Annotated in this window: 15 protein-coding genes; 11 read left to right on the forward strand and 4 right to left on the reverse strand. The window is 61.1% G+C overall.

All coding sequences use genetic code 11. From position 1 onward, the window contains the following. Positions 1 to 24: 24 nt before the first annotated feature. Positions 25 to 2,331: a glycosyltransferase family 2 protein gene (locus RFM98_RS25040; RefSeq protein ID WP_320311301.1), complete on the reverse strand. Its 2,307-nt coding sequence runs from the start codon at positions 2,329 to 2,331 to the stop codon at positions 25 to 27. Position 2,332: 1 nt separating this feature from the next. Next, positions 2,333 to 4,885 carry a glycosyltransferase gene (locus tag RFM98_RS25045; protein ID WP_320311302.1) on the reverse strand — a complete coding sequence of 851 codons (2,553 nt, stop codon included), beginning with the start codon at positions 4,883 to 4,885 and terminating at the stop codon, positions 2,333 to 2,335. 249 nt (positions 4,886 to 5,134) lie between these two features. Here RFM98_RS25045 and RFM98_RS25050 point away from each other — a divergent pair, with 249 nt between their 5' ends. From RFM98_RS25050 to RFM98_RS25095, 10 genes are all read left to right on the forward strand, one after another. Then, complete coding sequence (locus RFM98_RS25050) at positions 5,135 to 5,890, forward strand: hypothetical protein (protein WP_320311303.1); 756 nt, start codon at positions 5,135 to 5,137, stop codon at positions 5,888 to 5,890. A gap of 33 nt (positions 5,891 to 5,923) precedes the next feature. Further along, on the forward strand, positions 5,924 to 8,155 hold the full coding sequence (locus tag RFM98_RS25055; protein ID WP_320311304.1) for a peptidase domain-containing ABC transporter: 2,232 nt from the start codon (positions 5,924 to 5,926) through the stop codon (positions 8,153 to 8,155). After that, positions 8,145 to 9,491 carry an HlyD family type I secretion periplasmic adaptor subunit gene (locus RFM98_RS25060; protein WP_320311305.1) on the forward strand — a complete coding sequence of 449 codons (1,347 nt, stop codon included), beginning with the start codon at positions 8,145 to 8,147 and terminating at the stop codon, positions 9,489 to 9,491. Before RFM98_RS25055 ends, RFM98_RS25060 begins: the two co-directional genes overlap by 11 nt. A 50-nt stretch (positions 9,492 to 9,541) precedes the next feature. Further along, positions 9,542 to 12,613, forward strand: coding sequence for a rhamnan synthesis F family protein (locus tag RFM98_RS25065; protein ID WP_320311306.1), 3,072 nt, complete (start codon positions 9,542 to 9,544; stop codon positions 12,611 to 12,613). A 2-nt stretch (positions 12,614 to 12,615) separates the two neighbouring features. Continuing rightward, positions 12,616 to 13,419 carry a glucose-1-phosphate cytidylyltransferase gene (rfbF, locus tag RFM98_RS25070; RefSeq protein ID WP_320311307.1) on the forward strand — a complete coding sequence of 268 codons (804 nt, stop codon included), beginning with the start codon at positions 12,616 to 12,618 and terminating at the stop codon, positions 13,417 to 13,419. Next, the gene (locus RFM98_RS25075; protein WP_320311308.1) at positions 13,416 to 14,483 is read left to right on the forward strand and encodes an NAD-dependent epimerase/dehydratase family protein; all 1,068 of its coding nucleotides are present in this window, start codon (positions 13,416 to 13,418) and stop codon (positions 14,481 to 14,483) included. The genes rfbF and RFM98_RS25075 overlap by 4 nt, the downstream gene beginning before the upstream one ends. Next, positions 14,480 to 15,043: a dTDP-4-dehydrorhamnose 3,5-epimerase gene (gene rfbC / locus RFM98_RS25080; protein ID WP_320311309.1), complete on the forward strand. Its 564-nt coding sequence runs from the start codon at positions 14,480 to 14,482 to the stop codon at positions 15,041 to 15,043. Before RFM98_RS25075 ends, rfbC begins: the two co-directional genes overlap by 4 nt. Then, positions 15,043 to 15,972: an NAD-dependent epimerase/dehydratase family protein gene (locus tag RFM98_RS25085; protein WP_320311310.1), complete on the forward strand. Its 930-nt coding sequence runs from the start codon at positions 15,043 to 15,045 to the stop codon at positions 15,970 to 15,972. The genes rfbC and RFM98_RS25085 overlap by 1 nt, the downstream gene beginning before the upstream one ends. Positions 15,973 to 16,048: 76 nt before the next feature. Further along, the gene (locus RFM98_RS25090; RefSeq protein ID WP_320311311.1) at positions 16,049 to 17,008 is read left to right on the forward strand and encodes a methyltransferase domain-containing protein; all 960 of its coding nucleotides are present in this window, start codon (positions 16,049 to 16,051) and stop codon (positions 17,006 to 17,008) included. 381 nt (positions 17,009 to 17,389) lie between these two features. Further along, entirely contained in the window at positions 17,390 to 18,409 is a 1,020-nt protein-coding gene (locus tag RFM98_RS25095) for an IS110 family RNA-guided transposase (protein ID WP_320311312.1), read from the forward strand. A gap of 94 nt (positions 18,410 to 18,503) precedes the next feature. On the opposite strand, the gene RFM98_RS25100 is transcribed toward RFM98_RS25095, so the two are convergent. Then, on the reverse strand, positions 18,504 to 18,752 hold the full coding sequence (locus RFM98_RS25100; RefSeq protein WP_320311370.1) for a conjugal transfer protein TraD: 249 nt from the start codon (positions 18,750 to 18,752) through the stop codon (positions 18,504 to 18,506). Between the two features lies 1 nt (position 18,753). Continuing rightward, a complete protein-coding gene (locus tag RFM98_RS25105; RefSeq protein ID WP_320311313.1) occupies positions 18,754 to 19,080 on the reverse strand; it encodes a conjugal transfer protein TraD in 327 nt (108 codons plus the stop codon). A gap of 172 nt (positions 19,081 to 19,252) precedes the next feature. Between RFM98_RS25105 and traA the strand changes: the two genes are divergently transcribed. Beyond that, positions 19,253 to 22,300: a Ti-type conjugative transfer relaxase TraA gene (gene traA / locus RFM98_RS25110; protein WP_320311314.1), complete on the forward strand. Its 3,048-nt coding sequence runs from the start codon at positions 19,253 to 19,255 to the stop codon at positions 22,298 to 22,300.

Here is a 22,300-nt window from a genome sequence, read left to right on the forward strand (position 1 = left end):
TACGCACCTTCTGGTTCGAAGCCTTCAGAACCCATGCGGAACGCCGAGAGCAGGCGGTGATCGGCTGTCCCTTGGTCCCATCTCGCGGGGGGGCCAGCCAAGAGCTGAAAACGGGTATGGATCGAGAGAAAGCATGGGACTGTAAAAGGGATCCGCAACGAGGACGCTGCTCCACTTCGTGCGCAGGTTTTGCACCTCGCGCTCGAAAAGCGGCGCCTGGATTTCGCTGCGAGCGGGCTCGTCATGGACGAGCTTCGCGTGCGGCGTGAATACGATCCGCCGTCCAAGCGCGCGCAGCTTGAGGCAGTAATCGACGTCATGGAAATTGGCTGGAAAGCGCACCTCGTCCATGCCGCGGACCTCGAGATAGTCGCTCCGGCGCGTCATCAGACACGCCGCCGTCACGGCGCTGCATTCGTGCGCCGCCACCAGCAAATCCGCATATCCGAAATCGCCGTCGACCCGGTCGCTGAAGGCAGGGGTTGCGGCAAATCCGGGGCCGAGCACGACACCGCCATGTTGTACAACGCCGCTGGTCCGGACGAGCAGGGCGCCCACCGCCCCGACGTCCGTTTCTCCAATCCGGCCCATCATCTCCTGCAGCCATAGATCGTCCAACGCCCTGACGTGGGGGTCTACTAGGCAGAGCAGATCGCCATTGGTGACCCTCACGGCACTATTGACAAGGCGAGCCCGATTGAACGGCCCGGGCACGCGCAAAACCTTGGCGATCCGGTTGTCGATCTGTGCCAGGTAGGCGAGCGTGGCCGTGTCTGAGGAGTCGTTGTCAACGACCGCAATCTCAACGCGCTCTCTTTTGCACGCAGGTCGGATCGACTCTATGCAGTCTTCCAACAGGTCCCGCCGATTGCGCGTGGGAACGATGACGGTTGCGCTCCTGCTCGCGACATTCCGACTAATCCGCACTGCGGGAAATACGCCTGCTACGTTCGGCGTAGCAGTGGCCTCGATCCCTCTACGCTCAAGACAGGCCAGGCTGGCCGCCGCCAGGGCCGGGCGGGCCGCTGCCGCGTCGAAGGAGGGAAATATCGCCAGCGCCCCCGGAAGATGGATGATATCGTGGTTGGACGAGTTGCGATCGTCGAGTATCGAGTTAAACAGGCGATAGAGGTTCGACGCGCCGCTGGACAAGGAGCGGATTGCGTCGGCGGAGTGAAGCGCGAACAGGTGGGCGCAGTAACCCAGTTCCAGCATTCGCTCGTAGTCGAAGGCTGGCAACGCCATCGGCCAAACCGACCCGTCCTTGCCTCTGATGTCGAAATCGCCATAGATCGCGCGCGCTCCCTCGAACGCGGCGAAAGCACCGACAATTCGGTGCATTGCGGTCGGCGAGAATAAGGTTCCTGAAAGCGCAAAGACCACATAGGCGCAGTCCGTTCCCTCTAGAAAGGAAAGCACGGGACCTGGGTCGAATGTCGCCAACTCCGCTCCGCTTGAGAAAAAGGGGACAACCCAGTCGGGATGGCTCTGCTCATGCAAGCTCGCCTGGGAGACATCCATCCCTTCTGACCCGATCATAACAACGGCAACCTGCCGCGCTTCGCCGGGGCCGGGATTGACTGGCAACCGTTCCCGCCATTCTTGGTACCGTGACAAGGGCCATGATCCAGGCAGATACTGCCGCGCCGTTTGGCACCCCGCATGTGCCGCGCCCTCGTATGGAACGCCTGGAATAGCGAGAAAAGCGACGGGGCTCCCGGCCAAGCTCTCGCCAAGCCAATTGACCACCTCGAGCTGATGAGCCTTTGCGTCTGCGAATCTTTCCGGCAAATGAACGTCGAATGCGCGAACAGCACGGGCGTCTTGCCCATCGCCAACATGGCTCCATCCTGATGCTCGAGCCCGCGTAATAAGGACCCCGTCGACGAAAACGTTCAGCTCTCCGGCTTCTTCGAGGTTGGCGACCCAGCCGGAGAAGCGAAGCGAGCCGAGCCAGCGGACGGCCCCGACGGCAGATGAATCGCGCAAGGGGGGCAATGCGCATTCCAGGGCGATCGGCTGGCCTACAACGTTTCCGATGTTCGCCAACCGCGCCTCCACAACCGCGCCGTCGGCGAGGACGTTCTGGTCCAGCGAAAAGGAAAATCCGTAGCAGCCGTCTCCGACCTGCGCTGCGGCCAGTTCGTGGACATAGTCCTGCGCCAGTAGGACCTTCAGCGGATATCCGTCCACCAGAATCTCGACCGCGAACTTGCGTTCGCGGTCGCTCTGGTCGACGACAAATCCCAAGAAGTGCCGCTCGCCTGCACGGGCAAATTCCGTCCACAAGCGGTGCGCGGTTGCGGGGTCCGACCCGCCAGGATCAGGCATCTCAGGATTCCATCCATTCGCAGAGGCTGCTGGTGATGTCACTGAGATCTGAGCCAGGATCAATAGGAAGGTCGCCCTTTCTGGACTTAAGCCGCCCGAGGGACCAGTCGAAGAAGGTTACCGGAAGCGCAGAATTGAGGGCGAGGGTAGCGAGCGGATGGCCGAATATGGGCCGGGTGGCGCACAGGAACAGGGACTGCAGACCATAAGACCTCGACACCCAGTCGAGTTCCGCTGCTTCCACCGAGCCGGTGACGAACACATTGCCGAACCGCATCAAGCCGTGATCATCAAGTGTCGAGCCAATAACCGTAATTGACAGCTCCGGTCTCTTTTCGCGTAGAACCCGTGCCAGGGAACACATGAGGAACTGTTCTTCTGCGCAGGATCTGACTGGGACAAGCCCCAGCCGCGAGACGGCCTGCTTTGTCGGATTGCGCGGTGAATTCCGCCCCCCGTCCCCAGTGCCTATTGCAGTAAGCCGGTGCTCGGCAAAAAAACTTGAGGCGAATGCCCGGGCATGATCGCAAGGGACGAGAATGCGGCCGGCAGCTTCGGAGAATTCGCGCCACCGTTGAACCCGACTGTGCTCGCCGACGTCGACTGACTCATCGTTTGACCGGATCACCGACGCGAGCTGATCCTGTCGACCCGATCGTATAGCCGCAGCCGACAGGGACTCGTTGTGCCGGCCGAGCAGCCCGGCATCGGCTATGAAAATGTCATAGGGAACTCCAAGCGCGGCAATCAATTCGATCAGGCATAGGGGAACCTTCGCTGGGTCTAGGATCTCGATTCCGGACAGTCGCATCGTGTTCACATATTCGCGCAACGCCTCGTGCTCGCTAGAAAGCGAGAGCTGGAACCGTATCGATTGAGGAAGCCCCCCGGCCGCATTCAGAAGCCTGGCAGTGGTGCTGTGTGCCTCATGGCGGACCTCGAGAATTACGGAGGGGACTTTCGCGCGCCCCAACAGGCGCGCTCGCTCACCCGTAACCGCTCCTACAGCGCCGGAACCAGTCACGAGCAGGCGCGGACGCACGGCCGATGCAGGAACCGCTCGCTCGATCGACTCTCGCATTCGCCGCAGCGGATCGGCACGGACGAATGCAGCTGATTGCTTTGTGTATTCCGGAAATCGGCGCTTCAGAACGCCAAGATTCCTGACAACCAGCGATCTCTTTTCCCGACCAAAGGATATCGAGCCAGCGTGTCCGACGAAAACACCCGGCGCGCACACGCTTCGAAATCCCCTTTCGCGGGCGCGCAGACAAAAGTCCGCATCTTCGAGATAGCCCTGGTCGAAATTTTCCGACAACAATCCGACGGCATCGAGACACGCTCGCGTGACATACAGGCAGAAGCCGATGCCGCTCGGAAGGTCGACCACATGCCCGGCATTGGTCCTGGCGGCGATGCCGTCGATGATCGTGACATCGCCGAGGGATCCAACCGGGTTGGCCGTGTTCGGGATGGGGAAACTCGTATACTCCCCATTGTTCGACAGCGGGGTGACCGTCCCGATATCACGCGAGGAGCGCGCAGCTTCCGCCAACCTGTCGATAAAGCCGGACGGTACGATCGTGTCGGAGTTGAGGAGCACGACATCGCCCACCGGGATAAGCGATAGCGCTCTGTTGACGGCACCAACGAAACCGAGGTTCCGGGTGAGCTTTATGAGTGTGACCGAGGTTCGGGTGGAGAGTTCATCGAGGTAATTCGAGATACGGACCTCGGGCGTCGCATTGTCGACCAGTAGGACCCGGTGCCGTGGGGGCCTGACAGCAGGCATAAGGCTATCCAGGCACGCTCGCGTCGCGTCGTAGCCTTTGAACACCGGAACCACCACTGTCACCTCCGGGACGTCCACCTGAGCCGCCAGGACGCTGCCATTCCCGTATGGAGCGCCTTGATGGCTCACGGAGACGGCATTGCCCGGAACCCGCCTGGAGTGGAACTCCTCGCCCTCGACCGACAATGTGATCAACTGAGAGGATGGCGAGTTTGGTCGCGGCAGACGAAAGCCAGCCGCGCGGCCAAGATCGCTGAAGGCGTGCAATGGATCAGGCTGAATGCGGCCGGCAACCGAGCTGGACCCGTCCGTCACCGTCAGTTCGAGCGGCTCGTGTCCCGTCCAAACTGCCCATCCTTCGATCGTGTCATCGAGAACGGTCAGGCTCCCGAAGTGACGTCGACCGGCAGCGTGCAGGACTTCCATCGCCACTCGCAAGGTGTCGAGATCGCGGTCCTGTGGGATGAGAGCTGCTGCGGCCTCGATTTTGCCTGCGCCGTCAGCCCAGGCCAACATTCTGCGATTGGCAGCGATATCCTCCGGGGCAAGGTCGAGCGCGTTCCGCAGGTCGCGAATGGCGGCGCTCTTGTCGCCGAGCCTGAATAGCGCTTGGCCTCTTAGGACGTAGCTTCGTGGTTCCGGATGCGGGCGGACCCGGCACCGGCGGTCTGCAAATTTGAATGCTGCCTCCGCTTCGCCCCGTGCAAGCGCTTGTGCCGCAAGAAGTTCGAGGGAGTGGTGATGGGGCTCTTCAAAGGTCATATGAGCGTCGGGTCCCATTTTAACCGTATTAATAAGTTACTAAATTAACCCATTCTAATAATTGTCCAAGCCAGTCCAACATGCTAAACAAATTCCTAACAGCTTGAGATAAGGGCCGCCAGGAGCCGTTCTTGGCGCAAGTGTTGGTGCGCGAGACAAAAAAAGAGCGTGCCGAGCATTTTGGGGCAGCTAGACCCCCCGACTGAGGGCAAGTTGCGTGTTGTGGTCGCGTAACAGGGGTTGGGGCCTGTGGCTATCTACGATCTTGGGTTCATACACCTTGAGTCTGTCATTCTGGCGGCCAACCATGTCGATCAGGCGGCCGTTGCCGCTGTAAACAAGTATCTTCTCGCTGGCACTGCGGCGACAATCGACAGCGCGTCTGGCGCTACCAAGTTTTCCCCCGGTCAATGGGCCGAGTTCAACTCCCATCTTGACGAGGATGCGTCCGCAATTGGCCGCGGCAAGCATGATGCGGCGCAACCGGCTGACCGAGGCTTCCAGCCTCTTCACCTTGATGCCCATCATCAGGGACAGCTGGCGACGTCTACACATGCCCACGGCAGCTTCGGCCAGCCGTTAGTCGCGCATGGGACTGGGCTTGAAGGCAAGGCGGGTGGGCCGCCACCTGATCCCGCCCATACGGTCAATGCTGCCGGCTTTGGCGATGGAACTGGGCTGCTGTTGCATGACATCCTCCATCCCGGAACTGGAACAAATGAGTCTGGCGCCCATATCGTCAGCCAGGGGCATCTCGCCGACGTTTACGGACCCGCTCGACCCGGCGGCGACGCCGCTCGGCAATCCGCAATCGAAGCGAGCAAGCCCTTGGCGGGCAAAGTCGGCGAGGCTCACGGCCTGACCCGATCAAGCATCGACGCGGTCATCTCCGACCAGCATTCCGGGACGATCGCCACGCATACTGGAGCGACGCCGTTCTCCGACGCCGATCGCAGTCTCATCGTACAATCTCCGGATTTTCACCTTGTGCACGTTCATTTGTAGTTTCGAGCGTGCCGCCGAACGGTGTGCCTTGCCATGATCGCTCTCGCGGAAACAACGCGTGCACCGCAGAGTTCGAAATCGCGCGAGGGAAGCGGCCTTGGCTGCCTCGTCGTCATCGCGCGCCATTTCGGAATCCATCTTACGGCTTCGGAGCTTATCCAACGCAATTCGCTTGGGGACGGGGAACTGTCATCCAAGGATATCGCCAACTGCGCGACCGGTGTCGGCTTGAGGGCGAAGGTCCTGCAACTCGATCACCTCGGGATCGAACATCTCGACAAGGCCCTTCCGGCGGTGGTCGGGCTTAAGAACGGAACCTGGGTTGTATTGCTGCGCCTCGAAAGCAAGGGCATGCGCGTCGTGCTGCAGGATCCAAACTCCACCCAGGAGGCGCCGCTTGTCATCGACAGGTTGCGTTTCCAGCAAGCCTGGACTGGGGAGGCCGTTCTTCTCAAACGGAACTACGACATTGCCGACGAGCGCCAGCCGTTCAGCATCAGGTTCATCGTCGGCCTGATCTTCCGAGAGCGCTGGATCGTGCGAGACGTCGCGATCTGCGCGTTCGTGCTCGGCATCATGGCGCTGACGCCGATCATGTTCTGGCGGCTCCTCACCGACAAGGTGATTTACCACAAGGCCTTCAACACGTTCTCGGTCCTATCCGTGACGATGGCCGTCTTCATCGTATTCGAGGCCGTATTCGCTTGGTTGCGCCAGTTCCTGGTTCTCTTCCTTACCTCGCGCATCGACGCAAAGCTCCTCACACACATATTCGAGAAAGTCCTGAACCTGCCGATGGACTTCTTCGAGAGGACTCAGGTCGGCACGATCGCGTACGACATGAGCCAGGTCTGGAGAATCCGCACCTTCCTCGTTGGCCACCTGTTCGGAACGATCCTCGATTCGACCACGCTGATCTTCTTCCTTCCGCTCATGTTCTTTTTCAGCCCGGCGATGACCGCGGTCGTCCTGGCGATCTGCGTGCTCATCGTCGCCTGGCTTCTCGCGATGCTGCCAAACTACCGACAGAAGGTGGCGTCGGTCGAACAAGCGGAATCGGACCGCGGAGCATTCCTCGCGCAGACGCTGTTCGGAATGCGCACGGTGAAATCGCTGGCCCTCGACGCACGCCAACGGCAGCTTTGGGACGTCCATGTCGCTCGGGTCACTAAGCTGCGCTTCGCCGAGGGCTTGACCGCCAACCTGATCCAATCTGTCGTAAGGCCACTCGAACGGCTGGCGGTCAGCGGCTCCTTCGCGCTCGGCGCCTACATCGCCATCACAACCAACGATCCCGTCTACGTCGGCGCGCTGTTCGCCTTCCTGATGTTGTCTCAGCGGGTAACGGGGCCGTTGATGCAGATCGCACAACTCGTCAATCAGTACGACGAAGCCCGGATCGCCGTCGCGGTCGTTAGCCGGCTGGTCAACCAGCCAGAAGAAGAGGGCCGTTCCGGCAACGGCCTGCGCGCCAAGGTGCGCGGACATGTCGAATTCTCGAACGTCACCTTCACGTACAAGGGCTCGACCTCTCCTGTCCTTCAGGACATTTCGTTCGAGGCGCCTGAGGGAACGATGCTGGGCATCATGGGCAGAAGCGGGTCAGGCAAGACCACTGTCGCCCGGCTTCTGCAGTCCCTCCACTCCAACTACGAAGGACTGATCAAGATCGACGGCGTCGACATCCGCGAATACGACATCGATCACCTGCGGCGCAATCTCGGGGTTGTACTGCAGGAGAACTTCCTTTTCAGCGGGACGATCCGGGAAAACATCATCGCCGCCAAGACCGATGCGACCTTTGACGAGGTCGTTCAGGCGGCGCGCCTTGCTGGCGCGGAAGAGTTCATCGACAAACTGCCGCGCGGGTACGAAACCTATGTCTACGAAGGGTCGCCGAACATTTCCGGCGGCCAGCGGCAGCGGTTGGCGATCGCACGCGCCCTGATCGTCAATCCCCGCATTCTGATCCTGGACGAGGCAACCAGCGCCCTCGATCCGGAGAGCGAATCAATAGTCGCCTCAAACATCGCTCGCATCGCGAGCGGCCGTACCCTGATCGTCATTTCGCATCGACTGTCATCCCTGATGTCGGCCAACGCCATCCTCGTGCTCGAGCGCGGGCGGGTGAGCAGCATCGGAACCCACGATGAACTGCTGGAACGTTCGGACGTCTACAAGGAACTATGGCACCAGCAGAACCGACACCTCACGGCGACAGCGCCTCGCAAGGATAATTTCGGAGGCCAAAGCCGTGTCGCGTGACCAATCGTCAATCGCCGCGATCCGGCAATTCCAGTCGGAGACGGACGCGATCCGGGAGGCCCCCGAACCGCGCTGGGCGAAGTTGACCGTCTTCGCACTGGCCGCCCTTCTGGCCGCCGTGATCGTGGTCATGGTCTGCACGCAGGTGGACCGCGTGATCACCAGCCAATCCGGCAGGATCGTTTCGACGCGGGACGTCAGCGTTTTCCAGGCGCTTGACCCGTCGATCATTCGAAGCATCGACGTCCGCGAAGGCGAGCGCGTTAAAAACGGACAAATCCTGGCGACCTTGGACCCGACCTTCGCTGCCGCCGACGTCGAGCAGCTCAGGCTACAGATCGCGAGCCTGGAAGCGCAGATCGCCCGCATCGAAGCGGAACTCAAGAACACGCGGTTGTCCTTCGCCGACAGCAGCGACCCTGGTTTCCTGCAGTACGCCGCGTTGCAAACGAAGCTGTATGAACAGCGCACGGTGCAGTTCAATGCACAGATAGACAGCTTCAACGCGAAGATCGCGCAAACCCGGGCCACCATCCAGAAGCTCGAGGAAAGCGTAAGCAGGTTTCGGCAGCGCGAGGAAATCGCGGGGCGTGTGCTGGCGATGAAGACCTCGCTTGCCAAGCAGGGCAGCGGCTCCCAGTTGAACGCGCTGATATCGGAGGATCAGCATCTCGAGATCCTGCAGTCCCTCGAGAAGGACCAACACGCCCTGACCGAGGCGCAGTATATGATAGGCGCGCTGGAGGCCGACCGAGACGCCTTCAGGCAGCAATGGCTTGGGGCGCTCAGCCAAGAGCTCGTGACTGCGCGTAACGGCCTCGATACGGCCAAAACCCAGATCGAGAAGGCCATAAAGCGCCAGGACCTCGTACGGTTGACGGCGAACGAGGAATCGGTGGTTCTGACCATGGCCAAGCTGTCGGTAGGATCGGTCCTCAAGCAGGGCGATCCCTTGCTGACGCTAATGCCAGCGAACGCGCCTCTCGAAGCTGAAGTGCGCATCGCTTCGCGCGATATCGCCTTCGTTCGGAACGGCGACAGATGCGTGCTCAAGATCGACGCGTTCAATTTCGCCGAACATGGCGCGGCCGAGGGAAAGGTGCGCTGGATCAGCGAGGGCGCCTTTACGACCGACGACAATGGCCAGCCGGCCGAGGCGTATTACAGAGCGCGATGCAGCATTGACGCGATCAAGCTTACAGCTGCTGGGCCGAACTTCCGGCTGATCCCGGGCATGACGCTGACCGCGGATATGAACGTCGGGACCAGGTCCGTCGCGGCGTTCCTGCTCAGTGGGTTTATTCGTGGCGTTGGGGAGTCGATGCGCGAACCATGATTTCTCGTTCTTTCAGACAGCGCCGCGCCGCAAAGGCGTTCAGGCGGGGGATGGCCGAATATGGCAAGGGATTGCCACTCAAGGCGCTCCAAGCCTGGACAACGGCGAGCGACCTTGGCCACGCCGAGGCACCTTACAGGATTGGGGTCCTCTATTCGCGCGGGGAAGGCGTGACGCGCAATGCGCCGGAGGCCGTGTCATGGTATCGACGCGCCGCTGAGGCCGGGTATGTCGACGCCCAATTCCAGCTTGGACTGATCTACTTGAACGGCGTACGGACGAGTCCTGAATCGGGGGGCCAAGAGTCGGTTTGCAGCAACGAATTGCTCGAGGCGCTGTTTCCCCAAGGTATCAGCGTCGACCAGGACTCCGTTCAAGCCTTGCACTGGCTGCGTGCAGCCGCCAGCGGCGGCAAGGCGGAAGCATACGCAGTCCTGGGCGATATGCTCTGCTCCGGACTCGGCTGTGCGGCCAATCACACCGAGGCACGCAGATATTACGAGGCCGCGGCGCAGAACGGGGTGGCGGCAGGCGAAGCCGGTCTCGGCGACCTCCACTATAATGGGCTGGGCGTTCCCGTCGATCTCGCCGCGGCTGCAGGTTGGTACCGGGAAGCGGCCGAAAAAGGTGATCCGCGAGCGCAGGTGGCACTGGCGCACATGAGCCTCAACGGGAGTGGCAGGCCCGCCGATCGCGAAGAGGCCGGCCGTCTCTTCGTTCTCGCCGCGGAGCAGGGCGATCCCCGAGGACTCCACCACGCCGCCCTTCTCCATATGACCGCGGATGGCCTGCCGGAAAACCTCAGCAAAGCCGAAACCTATCTTCGCGAGGCGGCGAAACGCGACCACCTTCCGTCTGTCATCGCTCTCGGCGAGTTCTACGCGCGGGGCAAGGGCGCCGCACCGGATTTGCAAGAGGCAAGCGTGTGGTACCAGAGAGCGGCGGAACTTGGCGACGCCAGCGCCCAGTTTATCCTGGGCGGCCTGTATGCCACCGGCACGGGTTTCGTGCAGAATCTTCGCGAGGCTGCACGCTGGTTCCTGTGCGCTGCCGAGCAAGGCCATGCCAGCGCAGCGCACAACATCGCTGTGCTCTATGCGAAAGGCGCGCCATTCGGGCGGGACATCGCCAAGGCGGTCGAATGGTACGAAGTGGCTGCGCAAGCCGGCCTTGCCGCGGCCCAACTCCACCTTGGCCGGCTCCACGTCGCCGGGGATGGCGTTCCGCGTGACTGGCGGGCGGCGGCCGAATGGTTTGGAAAGGCGGCCGCCAGCGGCGATCCTGAGGCGAAAACCGCGCTCGCGATGCTGCACCTCCACGGAGGCGAGGGGGTGCATGACCCGATCCGCGCGGAAAACCTGTTGCGGGAGGCTGCAGGCGCGTATGACACGGGAGCTGCCCTGCAGCTTGGCCACCTTCTTCGAGGCAATGGCCGCATGGCAGATGCGATGGAATGGTATCGAAGGGCCGGTGAGGCCGGAGACGTCGAAGCCCAGTTCGCGTTGGGAGCCGTGTATATTGAAGGGCGCGGCTGCGAGCGGGATGTTCATGCGGCCATTTACTGGTTCGAGAAGGCCGCCAATGCCGGCCATGCGCCCTCCCAATTCCAGCTCGGGGTGCTCTTTTCCGCGGGTCAGGGGATAAAGCTCGACCATTCCCGTGCGCTTCATTGGTACGAGCGGGCCGCCAAGCTCGGGCATTGGCTCGCGCAATACAACTTCGGAGTTATGCTCTCGAAGGGGCAGGGCTGCCCGGCGGACCGCGAAAAAGCGCTCTCCTGGTTTCGCTTGGCCGCCGAGCAAGGACTCCCCGAAGCGCAGTTCGTGCTGAAGGATGCATATGTCGGGGGTGATGGCGGTCCAAACAACGGGCAGGCCGTTTGCCGCTGGTCGCGGGAGGCACACCAGGCGGGGAAGCCGCGCGCTCTCGATCTGCAAAACCGCGCCAAGGGAGAGGATTCACCTCCTGGTCCAAAGCGACCATTCCCCTTTGGGGTGACGAGAACCGGTGCGCACCATTTGGCTGATCTCCGCAAAGTGGAGCATTTCGTAGACTTGGATCGAATTGGCCTTCTCGCAAGAAGGGGAGGGCTGGCCGTCTTCGCGATTCATTGCGAAGGAGCCAACCTGCAGACCTTCCATCTGGAGATGATCGAAGCCCTCCGCTCCAGGGGATACGCTATCTGCGTCGTAAACAGTTTCTCCGAGAACGACGCGCTATTGGCGGCCCATCTCAAGGACAAGGTGCATACGTTCATCTCGCGAGGCGATTACGGTCGCGACTTCGGATCGTGGGTTAGCGCGCTGGTTACCTTGGATGGCCTGGTCCAGTCGGCCGACCACGTCCTGCTGATTAACGACAGTATCATCGGACCTGTCCGCTCGCTGGATCACCTCTTCCAGCGGTTCAAGGCTTCCACTGGCGATATCTTCGGGCTCTCTGACTCGTATCAGCACCATTACCATTTGCAGTCGAGCGTTCTGTTCATTCGACGCTCGGCGTTCTCGACGCCGGAGTTCCACAGGTTCTTCCAGGAGTATTCCTATCCAAACGACAAGACGAACGTGATCCTCCTCGGAGAGGTGGCGTTGTCAGCTTACGCCCTGGATGCTGGGCTGATGCTCGACGTGATGTGCCCATACGAGTCGGTGGTCGAGCATTGGCTGGGACAATACGAGTCCGATCTCGAACTTGTCCAGTCAATGCCGGAGTTCCGACACGGATTTCCTCAAGTAATCGACGGTGTTCAGACACTCTCGTACGGTTATGCGCAGCACACGAAGATTTGGTACTTCAATACCGCAGGAGATATCCGGGCTCAGGTTGCGAGAAATGCTCAGCATAGCTTCTGGAATACGCTGATCAACGATTTCGATTATCCGTTCTTGAAACGAGAGCTTGTTACGAAAAACCCGGAAGGGGTGGCAAATCTATTTCTTCTGGGGGCCGTAATTGACCCAGCATTCAAGGAGCATCTCGCCATCCAGATGCGAGAAGCCCTGCGCTCTTTCCCCGGCAAAGGTCCGCTCGCCATGCTCAACGACGTGCGGCCTTTGCCGGGCCAACCGCGGGCCGGAACGCTACTCCGTCCCGCAAACCTGCAACTAGTCGATGGGGGATAGCAATGAAGGCAGTTATTCTGGCCGGCGGATTAGGGACTCGGCTATCCGAAGAAACGGCGACACGGCCCAAGCCGATGGTCGAGATCGGTGATCGACCGATATTGTGGCATATCATGAAGATATATGCCGCGCACGGAATAACCGACTTCATAGTCTGCTTGGGCTACAAAGGGTACGTTATTAAGGAGTACTTCGCAAACTACTTCATCCATTCGTCGGATGTCACTTTCGACATGAGGAACAACTCGACCACGATTCACAAGGCCGAAGTGGAGCCATGGACGGTGACGCTGGTTGAAACAGGCGAAGACACCCAGATCGGCGGCCGCATCAAGCGCATCCTGAATTACGTTGGCGATGACGATGCGTTCTGCCTGACCTATGGCGACGGGGTGGCGGACGTCGACGTGACTAAGCTCATAGCGCAGCACCGGGCCAGCGGTCGGCTGGCCACGGTGACAGGCACCCAGCCGCCCGGCCGATTTGGCGCGATCCGTTACGAGGGGAACCGGGTAATCGGATTCCAGGAAAAACCGCAAGGAGATGGCGGTTGGATCAATGGCGGGTTCTTCGTGCTATCGCCCAAAGTTGGCCGCTACATCGAAGGCGACGCCACCGTCTGGGAACGGGAGCCGCTGGAACGGCTCGCGAAGGAGCGCCAGCTGGACATGTATTTCCATCGCGGTTTCTGGCAGCCGATGGATACGCTGCGCGACAAAAGATATCTCGAAGAACTCTGGCTATCTGGCAAGGCACCCTGGAAGGTTTGGGAAATGACCAACGCTCGCCCGAGGACAGCAGCATGAAAATCTTGATCACGGGCAATCTGGGTTACATCGGACCGATCGTCGCGCGTCACTTACGACACGTGCGGGCAGACGCAAGGCTTCTTGGGTTCGACAACGCGTACTTCGCCTTGTCGACGACGGGGGCGTCCATTCTTCCGGAACGCATTCTCGACGAGCAGCATTTCGGCGACGTGCGCGAAATCCCCGACAAGGTGCTGGAGGGTGTTGACGCTGTCGTACATCTTGCCGCGGTGTCAAACGACCCCATGGGGCATCAGTTCGAGCAGGTGACTGCAGACGTAAACCATCGCGCCAGCATCGCCCTGGCCGAAAAGGCTCGGGCAGCCGGGGTGTCTCATTTCGTATTCGCCTCGAGCTGCAGCGTGTACGGCTTTGCGCCGGGCGCTCCTCGGACGGAATCGGACGACATCAATCCCCAGACCGCGTATGCGCGCTCGAAGGTTGCCGTCGAGAAAGAGCTGGCGGGCCTCAGCTCGGACAGGATGATCGTCACTTGCCTTCGGTTCGCCACCGCCTGCGGCATGTCGGACCGCCTGCGCCTCGATCTCGTACTCAACGACTTCGTGGCGTGTGCGTTGGCACTTGGCACGATCACGGTCCTTTCAGATGGAAGCCCGTGGCGGCCACTCATCGACGTCCGAGACATGGCGCGGGCAATCGAGTGGGCGGCGACGCGCAAGGCGGACGAAGGCGGGGCCTTCCTAGCCGTGAATGTCGGCTCGAACGATCGGAACTACCAAGTCAAGGACCTCGCTGCTGCGGTGGCCGAAGTCATCCCAGGCACGTCAGTGAGCATCAACCGCGCCGCACAGCCGGACAATCGGTCCTACCAGGTCGATTTTTCGCTGTTCGCCTCCTTAGCCAACGCACACCAGCCGCAGGTGACATTGCGCCAATCGATCGAGATGCTCGCAGCTGGGCTTAGGCGCATGAATTTTGCCGATCCCGATTTCCGCAACTCGCCTTTCATCCGGCTGAAGATGCTGGAAGCCCATATTGCGGCTGGTCGGCTGACCCGCGATCTGCGGTGGTTGCCACGCGCGTCGGAGGAAGCAGCATGATCTTCCAAGCGGCCCCATTGTCAGGGGCGTTTACGGTTGGGCTCGAGAAGCGTGGCGACGACCGGGGCTTTTTTGCGCGCGCGTTCTGCCAGAACGAATTCGCCCAGCAGGAACTCGTCTCGAACTTCGTCCAGGTCAACAACTCCCTCTCGGCCAAAAAGGGAACATTGCGGGGTCTCCACTACCAGCTGCCTCCGCATGCGGAAGTCAAGGTCGTCCGCTGCGTTCGGGGTGCGCTGTGGGATGTCATTCTGGATCTGCGTCCGGGTTCATCGTCTTTTGGCCAATGGTTCGGCGCGGAACTCAACGAGGACAACCGTCTGTCGATGTATGTCCCGAAAGGCTTCGCGCATGCCTTTCTCACCCTCGCCGACGATACCGAGGCGCTCTACATGGTCAGCGAATTCTATGCTCCCGAAACCGAGCGAGGCATTCGCTGGAACGATCCACGCTTCGCGATCGAATGGCCGATCGAGCCAACTGTGATCTCTCCGAAGGACTCCACCTGGCCGGAGTTCGACCATGCGTTTCACGGTGTTGGGCATTTCGGAGGGCGCTGATGCGGGTCGTCCTCACAGGAGCGAGTTCGTTCACGGGGTATTGGTTCGCAGCCAAGCTGGCTGCAGCGGGCTTCGACGTCATCGCTCCGCTGCGAGGTTCTCCGTCTGCCTATTCCGGTGTGCGCCGGAATCGGGTTGAGCAGCTGGCGCACGTCGCTGAGATCATCCCGGAATGCTCGTTCGGCGAACCGAAGTTCCTGGAGCTAGTCAAGGCGAGCGCTTTCGATGTGCTGTGCCATCACGCTTCGCGTGTTGGCGACTATCGCAGCCTGGAATTCGATGTGATTGGAGCCGTTGGGGAAAACACCAACAATATCCGCAAGGTGCTGGAAGTAATGCTTGCAAACGGCCTGCGAGGCGTCGTCTCCACCGGGACTGTGTTCGAGGCCAATGAGGGTGCGGGCAATCTACCCCTGCGGGCATTCTCTCCATACGGTCTCTCCAAAGGGCTGACATCCGAGATCATCCGTCACTGGTGCGGCCACTACGGCGTGCCCTACGGCAAGTTCGTGATCCCGAATCCGTTCGGACCATTCGAGGAGCCACGTTTTTGCGCCTACATGATCAAATGCTGGCGAAACGGAGAAATCGCGGAGGTGCGCGCGCCGCGCTACGTTCGGGACAACATCCACGTGGACCTGCTGGGGCTTGTATACGCGCGCTTCGTCGCCGAAACGATCGAGACCCGCGGTTCGGGGAAGATTGGTCCTATGGGTTACGTGGAGACGCAGGGCGCGTTCGCCGAACGGTTCGCTGTGGCAATGCGTGAGCGGCTGGGTTGGGACTGTAGGCTCAATCTGCTCAAGCAAGCGGATTTTTCGGAGCCAATTGCCCGAATGAACACGAGTGAGGTGGATCACGAGGTCCTCGGCTGGTCGGAAGCGGCAGCCTGGGACGGGACTGCGAATTTCTATTCAGCATTGGCGTAGAGCCAAGGGCGTTCACACAGGCCTAGGGAAAGACCGGTCGTTATTTCTGCGTAGCAACCGACGAGGCATCCTCGGCATGCACGACACAGCACGCGATATCGCGCGTCGCTTCTTCGCGATGTACGTCCATGACCGATCAGTGATCGTGGAGATTGGGGCCCGAGATGTGAATGGCGCGTTGCGCGAAGTTTGCCCGGGTTGCGCCGCCTACATCGGCCTGGATGTTGAACCAGGTCCCGGCGTTGATGTCGTCACAAGCGCCGAGGAGCCACTGCCGGTCGCGGCGGAGTCGGCCGACGTCGTCGTGGCGAGTTCGGTCTTCGAGCACGATACCTTCTTCTGGCAGACGTTTCTCGAAATGGCGAGGATAGCGAAGCCGGGCGCCGTCATCTATATCAATGCACCGTCGAACGGGACCTACCATCGCTTCCCAACGGACAACTGGCGGTTCTATCCGGATTGCGGACAAGCACTGGAGCTTTGGGCCCGGAGAAACGGCTGTGACCTACACTTGGTCGAGTCCTTCATCGCAGAGCGCGCCGGGGACATCTGGAACGACTTCGTCGCAGTGTTCATGAAGGGACCGACGCCGTCACCGGACCGCTTTCAATATCTTTCAGCCGACGTGCCTTGCACGAATGTGTGGCGAACCGGAGAAAAAAACGTCCAACTACCCCGCGAACTGAGCGAGGACATGCTCCTTATAGAACGATCGAGGGAAGAGGTCGACCGGCTCCGGGTTGGGAGTGGTCAGCCGGAGCCGTTCCGTGATCAGGCTGCGTTTTTCGATTTAGAAACCAAATTGGTAGGTGAGCACCTGGCTGACTTGACGCGCCGAACCGAGAGTATCCACAGATCACTGGATCTCTTGGATTCGGCGCTGAAACCCGAAGGCGAACAGCTTCGCGGTGCTTTGGCACGCTGTATATCCGAGGCCGCGTCCTTACTCGAAAGCTTGGAGGAGATGCAAGCAAGGGCAAGGACTTTCGCCAACTTGGCGTCAACTACCGCATCTAAGAACAAGCAACACCCTTGAGGCGCGGCATCGAGGCAGATGGGCAGCAAATCGCTTCTCAGGCCGAGATGATGTTGGGTTGCATGGCTGAGGGATGAAGCTGGGTAGCATTCAGCCGCAGCTGACACCCAAACCCTGCCCTTTGCCGTCCTGTATCCCGCACATGGATCGAAAGTCCATTCTAAGTATCGCCGTGGAAGTGGCGCAAAGAGTCTGACCTTGCCCCTCTGATCTAATCCGGTTTGAAGTTCGTTCTGGCCCCATCGAGAGGACCAGGACATGAAGCGCAGCCGCTTTTCTGAAGAGATGGGGTATTCGGTTCAGCTCGCTGAATGCCCGACCCCTTTCGGAATGACGGCGTTCGCCTGATGCTCTGAGCCGACCTGGCAAGAGGAGATCGGCATGGGCGTTTATGCAGGACTGGATATCTCTCTCGACGCGGTAGCCATTTGCGTCGTTGGCGAGACTGGCGAGATGCTGTGGCAGGGGAAGGTGCTCGGTGACCCCGAGGCCGTAAAGGCTGCTCTTGACCGATGGCGGGATGGTCTCGTCCGCGTTGGTTTGGAAGCCGGTGCGACGTCGGAATGGATTGGCGGGCATCTTGTAGACGAAGGCTTCCCCGTCGTCTGCCTGGAGAGCCGGCATGTCAAAGCGGCGCTGAGCGCGATGACCGTCAAGACGGACCGGACTGACGCGCAGGGCATCGGGCAAATCGTCCGCACGGGTTGGTTCAAGGCCGTTCATCTGAAGTCCGCGGTCGGCCAGCGGCTGCGCACCCTGACGGCGGCGCGGAAGGCGGCCGTGCGAGCATTGACCGGCAACGAGCAGGTCATCCGCGGGCTTTTGCGGCCGTTGGGGCTTAAGGTCGGGGCAGTGACGCGCGTTCGGTTCGACGCCAAGGTCCGCCAGCTGATCGGAACAGACAGGTTGTTGCTCTCGATCTTTGAGCCTCTCCTGCGGCTACACAAGAGCCTGCGCGAGAGCCTGGCCGATCTACACCGCCTCGTTCTCAGGGCAGTTCGTGCGGATCCAACCTGCCGACGCCTCGTGACCATGCCTGGCATTGGACCCGTGACAGCACTCACCTACAGGGCGACGATCGATGACCCCAAGCGCTTCCGGCGATCCAGATCCGTTGGCGCCTATCTCGGCCTCACTCCGCGACGATACCAGTCCGGAGAAGTCGACAGGGTCGGTCGCATCACGAAAGTCGGCGACGGCGAGACGCGAACGGCGTTGTTCGAGGCGGCCAACGTCATTCTTCGTCCGACGACCCGCTGGTCGAGCATGAAGGCCTGGGCCATGAAGATTGCCGATCGTCAGGGTGTTCGACGTGCCAAGGTAGCGCTTGCTCGAAGAATGGCGGTCACACTTCATCGCATGTGGATCGACGAACAAGACTTCCGCTGGACGGTCGCTTAGTCTAACAACTTAGGACGCAGACTCGCGTTCTAGCGCAGCGCGGACGGACTCCGCTGTTCGTGGCTTTGCACCGGCCGCCGCTCGCCAACCACCGCTAAGTTCGCTGGCCCTTTTTCTTTTTCATCCGCTCCGCATCGAACGCCTGCTTCCCCTTCGCGGACCATAGGTCGCGCGCATGCTCTCCTTCATGGCTCTGCAGCTTGGCGGCGATACAGAGCAGCGCGCCGAGGATGGTGGCGCGGTTGTCGTAGGTCAGGTCGACGATGCCGGCCTTGAGGACGAGCCCCCCGAGCTCGATCAGATGTCGGGTGCGCTTGCGGCGCTCGAGCTGCCAAGTGCGCATGTCATTGCGAGCCATTGCCGCTTGCCGCCGATTGTGTGCTGCCCGGTTGCGCTGGAGCGCTACGCAGGTTTCGCCCAGTTGTCGCAGCAGTTCTCCTAGACCTGCTTTCGAAAAACATCACCCCACGCTTGGCCCATGCCTCACGCTTTGCTGTATCTTTCGTTTCAGCGATTGCGACCAGCGCGCCGGCCAGTTCGTCGGTGTTGAGTTGATTGGCGCCGGTGGCGATCACCAGTTCGCCAAGTTGCTGGACCTTTCGCGTTTTGAGTTCCCGCGCCTTGTCTTCCAGCGCCTGCAGTTCCGCGTCGAAGTCTCGTGGTTTACGCATGCCTGTCTCCATCGGTTGTCGATGTGGCAATGATAGGGGAGCGTCTTCCGGAGGGCTTCAGGGTTGCCGAGACAGCTCGGGACGGGCTGGTCCATCCCGAGAATTTTTCGAGGGAGGGCGCGCTTATACGTCGTGCCGACGTGCGCTTTGACGTGCAAATGATCTGGTCGCGATGGCGATCTATCATCTTCACGTCAAGGTCGTTGGCCGCAAGGCAGGTTCGAGTGCTGTGGCGTCGGCTGCCTACCGCTCGGCCTCGCGGCTGCGCGACGACCGCATCGAACGCACGCACGACTTCTCGGCCAAGCGCGGCGTCGTCCATTCCGAGGTGACGCTGCCGGAGAATGCGCCGGACGCCTGGAGCGATCGCGAACGGCTGTGGAACGATGTCGAGGCGCTCGAGGTGAGGAAGGATGCGCAGCTTGCCCGCGAGGTGGAGTTCGCCCTGCCGCGCGAACTGAGCCAGGCGCAAGGCATCGAGCTGGCGCGCGACTTCGTCGAGGCGGAATTTGTCAGCCGAGGCATGGTCGCGGATCTCAATGTGCATTGGGACAGGGCAGAGGATGGCAGTCCGAAACCACATGCCCATGTCATGCTCACCATGCGCTCAGTGGACGAGAACGGCTTTGGTCCGAAAGTGCGCGACTGGAACAGCACCGAACTGGTCGAGCGCTGGCGCAAGCGATGGGCGGAGCTTGCCAATGAGCGCCTTGCCGAACTCGACATCGACGCCCGCATCGATCATCGCAGTCTGGAGGCGCAGGGCATTGCGCTCGAGCCGCAAACGCAGATTGGTGCACCGGCTCAACGCATTGAGGGCAGTGGCCTTGACGCTGGCGATACTGAAGCAGATCGCGCCGAACTGCATCGCGAGATCGCACGCAACAATGGTGCGCGCATCATCGCCGATCCATCTGTGGCGCTGGATGCCATCACGCATCAGCAATCTACCTTCACCCAAAAGGACATCGCAAAGTTCGCGCATCGCCACAGCGATGGAATGCAACAGTTCGACGCGGTGATGGGAGCCATCAGCAAAGCGCCCGACCTTGTCGAACTTGGCAAGGATGGTCGCGGCGAAGACCGCTTCACCACCCGGCAAATGATCGAGACCGAGCAGCGCCTGCAGCTTGCGGCAGAACGCATGGCCGGGGAGGGACATCATGCGGTGAGTGACCGGGATCGTGCAACGGCTTTGGCGCATGCAACACAAGGCGGGCTTGCCCTTTCAGGCGAGCAGACCGATGCATTGGATCACATCACTGATGGCCGCGGCCTTGGTGTCGTCGTCGGTTTTGCCGGCACCGGCAAGAGCGCCATGCTCGGCGTCGCGCGTCAGGCATGGGCAGCAGCAGGCTACGAGGTTCGAGGTGCGGCACTTTCCGGCATTGCGGCCGAAAATCTCGAAAGCGGATCAGGCATCTCGTCTCGAACCATCGCCAGCATGGAACATAGCTGGGGACAGGGCCGCGATCGGCTCACCGCGCGTGATGTACTCGTCATCGACGAAGCCGGCTTGATCGGCACGCGCCAGTTGGAGCGCGTGCTCTCCCATGCCGCGGACGCTGGCGCAAAAGTCGTCCTTGTCGGCGATCCGCAGCAGTTACAGGCGATCGAGGCAGGTGCTGCATTCCGTTCGATCCACGAACGCCACGGCGCCGTCGAGATCGGCGAGGTGCGCCGGCAGCGGGAGGACTGGCAGCGTGACGCCACGCGCGATCTGGCAACCGGCAGGATTGGCGCTGCGATCGGCGCGTATGACGCGCAAGGCATGGTTCATCAGGTTGCCTCGCGCGATGAGGCGCGCAGCGATCTCGTCGAGCGCTGGGATCGCGACAGGCAGGCAGAGCCTGAGGCGAGCCGGATCATTCTTACCCACACGAACGACGAAGTGCGCGCGCTCAACAAGGCAGCGCGCGAGCGCATGCGCGCGGCTGGAGATCTCGGCGACGAAGCTCACGTGGATGTTGAACGCGGTGCAAGGAATTTTGCCCGCGGCGACCGGGTCATGTTCCTGCGCAACGAGCGGTCGCTTGGCGTCAAGAACGGCACGCTCGGCGTGATCGAAGAGGTCAGCGTCCAGATGATGACGGTTCAAACCGACGACGGCAGGTCTGTGCGCTTTGACCTGAAGGACTATGCCCACATCGACCACGGCTATGCCGCGACCATCCATAAGGCGCAGGGCATGACGGTCGACCGCACCCATGTGCTGGCGACGCCAGGCATGGATGCGCACGGCAGCTACGTTGCCCTGTCGCGGCATCGCGACTGGATGGACCTGCATTACGGCGGCGATGACTTTGCCACTCGAGACCGACTCGTCCGGACGTTGTCACGCGACCGCGCCAAGGACATGGCGTCTGACTACGACCAGATCGACCCGGCGCAGCACTATGCCAAGCGCCGCGGCATCAGCTTCCGGCAGCGTGTTGTCGAGATCGTGCGCCGCGTCGTTCCTGAGAAGCTGCGCGACCGGATCGATGGCCTGCTGGACGGATTCCGCTCGCCCGTAGACGTCGAGCCCGGCCAAGACCGTGGGCTTAGGCCGGGAAGGGAAAATGTCGGGGCGCAAATCGCAAATGGCGGCGCTGCGCCTGAAAGTGATGCTTCGGTCAGGGGAGCGCAGCGCGATACGGATGTACCGGCGGACCCAGAAGGAGCGTTGCGCAGCGCTCGCACGAAGGCGCTTGTGCGCCACGCGCGCGCGATCGACGCGATCGTGCGCAGCGGAAATGCGGACGGGGAGGGCAGTCCGGAGCAGATGCGCGAATTGAGAAATGCCCGCGTCGCTTTCGAGAAGGTTCGGTCGCATGGCTGGCGCGATGCCGAAGCAGCCTACGTCAAGAGTCCCGAGCTGGTCCATGAAGCGGGGGCGGGCCGCGTCAACCGCATCGTGCTGGCGCTCCAGCTTGAAACCGAAATCCGCACCGGACTGGACAAAGATCCGGGCCGCCGCGCGGACCGTTTTGTGGAACGTTGGCAAAAACTCGATCGGACGAGCCGGGTCCAATATCAGGCCGGCGATATGTCCGGCTACAAGTCAACGCGCTCGGCGATGTCCGACATGGCCAAAAGCCTCGAACGCGATCCGCAACTTGAATCCCTGCTTGCCAACCGCAAGCGCGAGCTTGGTATTCACGTCAATTCCGGCCACCGACTCGGGGCGGAACTCGCATTCAGCTATGGCATCGGCAGGGGCCGTGGCATTGGGATTTGA

Source organism: Mesorhizobium australafricanum (assembly GCF_033977265.1).
GTDB classification, from domain to species: Bacteria; Pseudomonadota; Alphaproteobacteria; order Rhizobiales; family Rhizobiaceae; genus Mesorhizobium; species Mesorhizobium australafricanum.

Bases quoted from the DNA above. Each gene is read 5' to 3' on its own strand.
- RFM98_RS25040 (WP_320311301.1), bottom strand. From the start codon at position 2,331: ATGCCTGATCCTGGCGGGTCGGACCCCGCAACCGCGCACCGCTTGTGG.
- RFM98_RS25045 (WP_320311302.1), bottom strand. From the start codon at position 4,885: ATGACCTTTGAAGAGCCCCATCACCACTCCCTCGAACTTCTTGCGGCA.
- RFM98_RS25055 (WP_320311304.1), top strand. From the start codon at position 5,924: ATGATCGCTCTCGCGGAAACAACGCGTGCACCGCAGAGTTCGAAATCG.
- RFM98_RS25065 (WP_320311306.1), top strand. From the start codon at position 9,542: ATGGCCGAATATGGCAAGGGATTGCCACTCAAGGCGCTCCAAGCCTGG.
- rfbF (WP_320311307.1), top strand. From the start codon at position 12,616: ATGAAGGCAGTTATTCTGGCCGGCGGATTAGGGACTCGGCTATCCGAA.
- RFM98_RS25075 (WP_320311308.1), top strand. From the start codon at position 13,416: ATGAAAATCTTGATCACGGGCAATCTGGGTTACATCGGACCGATCGTC.
- rfbC (WP_320311309.1), top strand. From the start codon at position 14,480: ATGATCTTCCAAGCGGCCCCATTGTCAGGGGCGTTTACGGTTGGGCTC.
- RFM98_RS25085 (WP_320311310.1), top strand. From the start codon at position 15,043: ATGCGGGTCGTCCTCACAGGAGCGAGTTCGTTCACGGGGTATTGGTTC.
- RFM98_RS25090 (WP_320311311.1), top strand. From the start codon at position 16,049: ATGCACGACACAGCACGCGATATCGCGCGTCGCTTCTTCGCGATGTAC.
- RFM98_RS25095 (WP_320311312.1), top strand. From the start codon at position 17,390: ATGGGCGTTTATGCAGGACTGGATATCTCTCTCGACGCGGTAGCCATT.
- RFM98_RS25100 (WP_320311370.1), bottom strand. From the start codon at position 18,752: ATGCGCACTTGGCAGCTCGAGCGCCGCAAGCGCACCCGACATCTGATC.
- RFM98_RS25105 (WP_320311313.1), bottom strand. From the start codon at position 19,080: ATGCGTAAACCACGAGACTTCGACGCGGAACTGCAGGCGCTGGAAGAC.
- traA (WP_320311314.1), top strand. From the start codon at position 19,253: ATGGCGATCTATCATCTTCACGTCAAGGTCGTTGGCCGCAAGGCAGGT.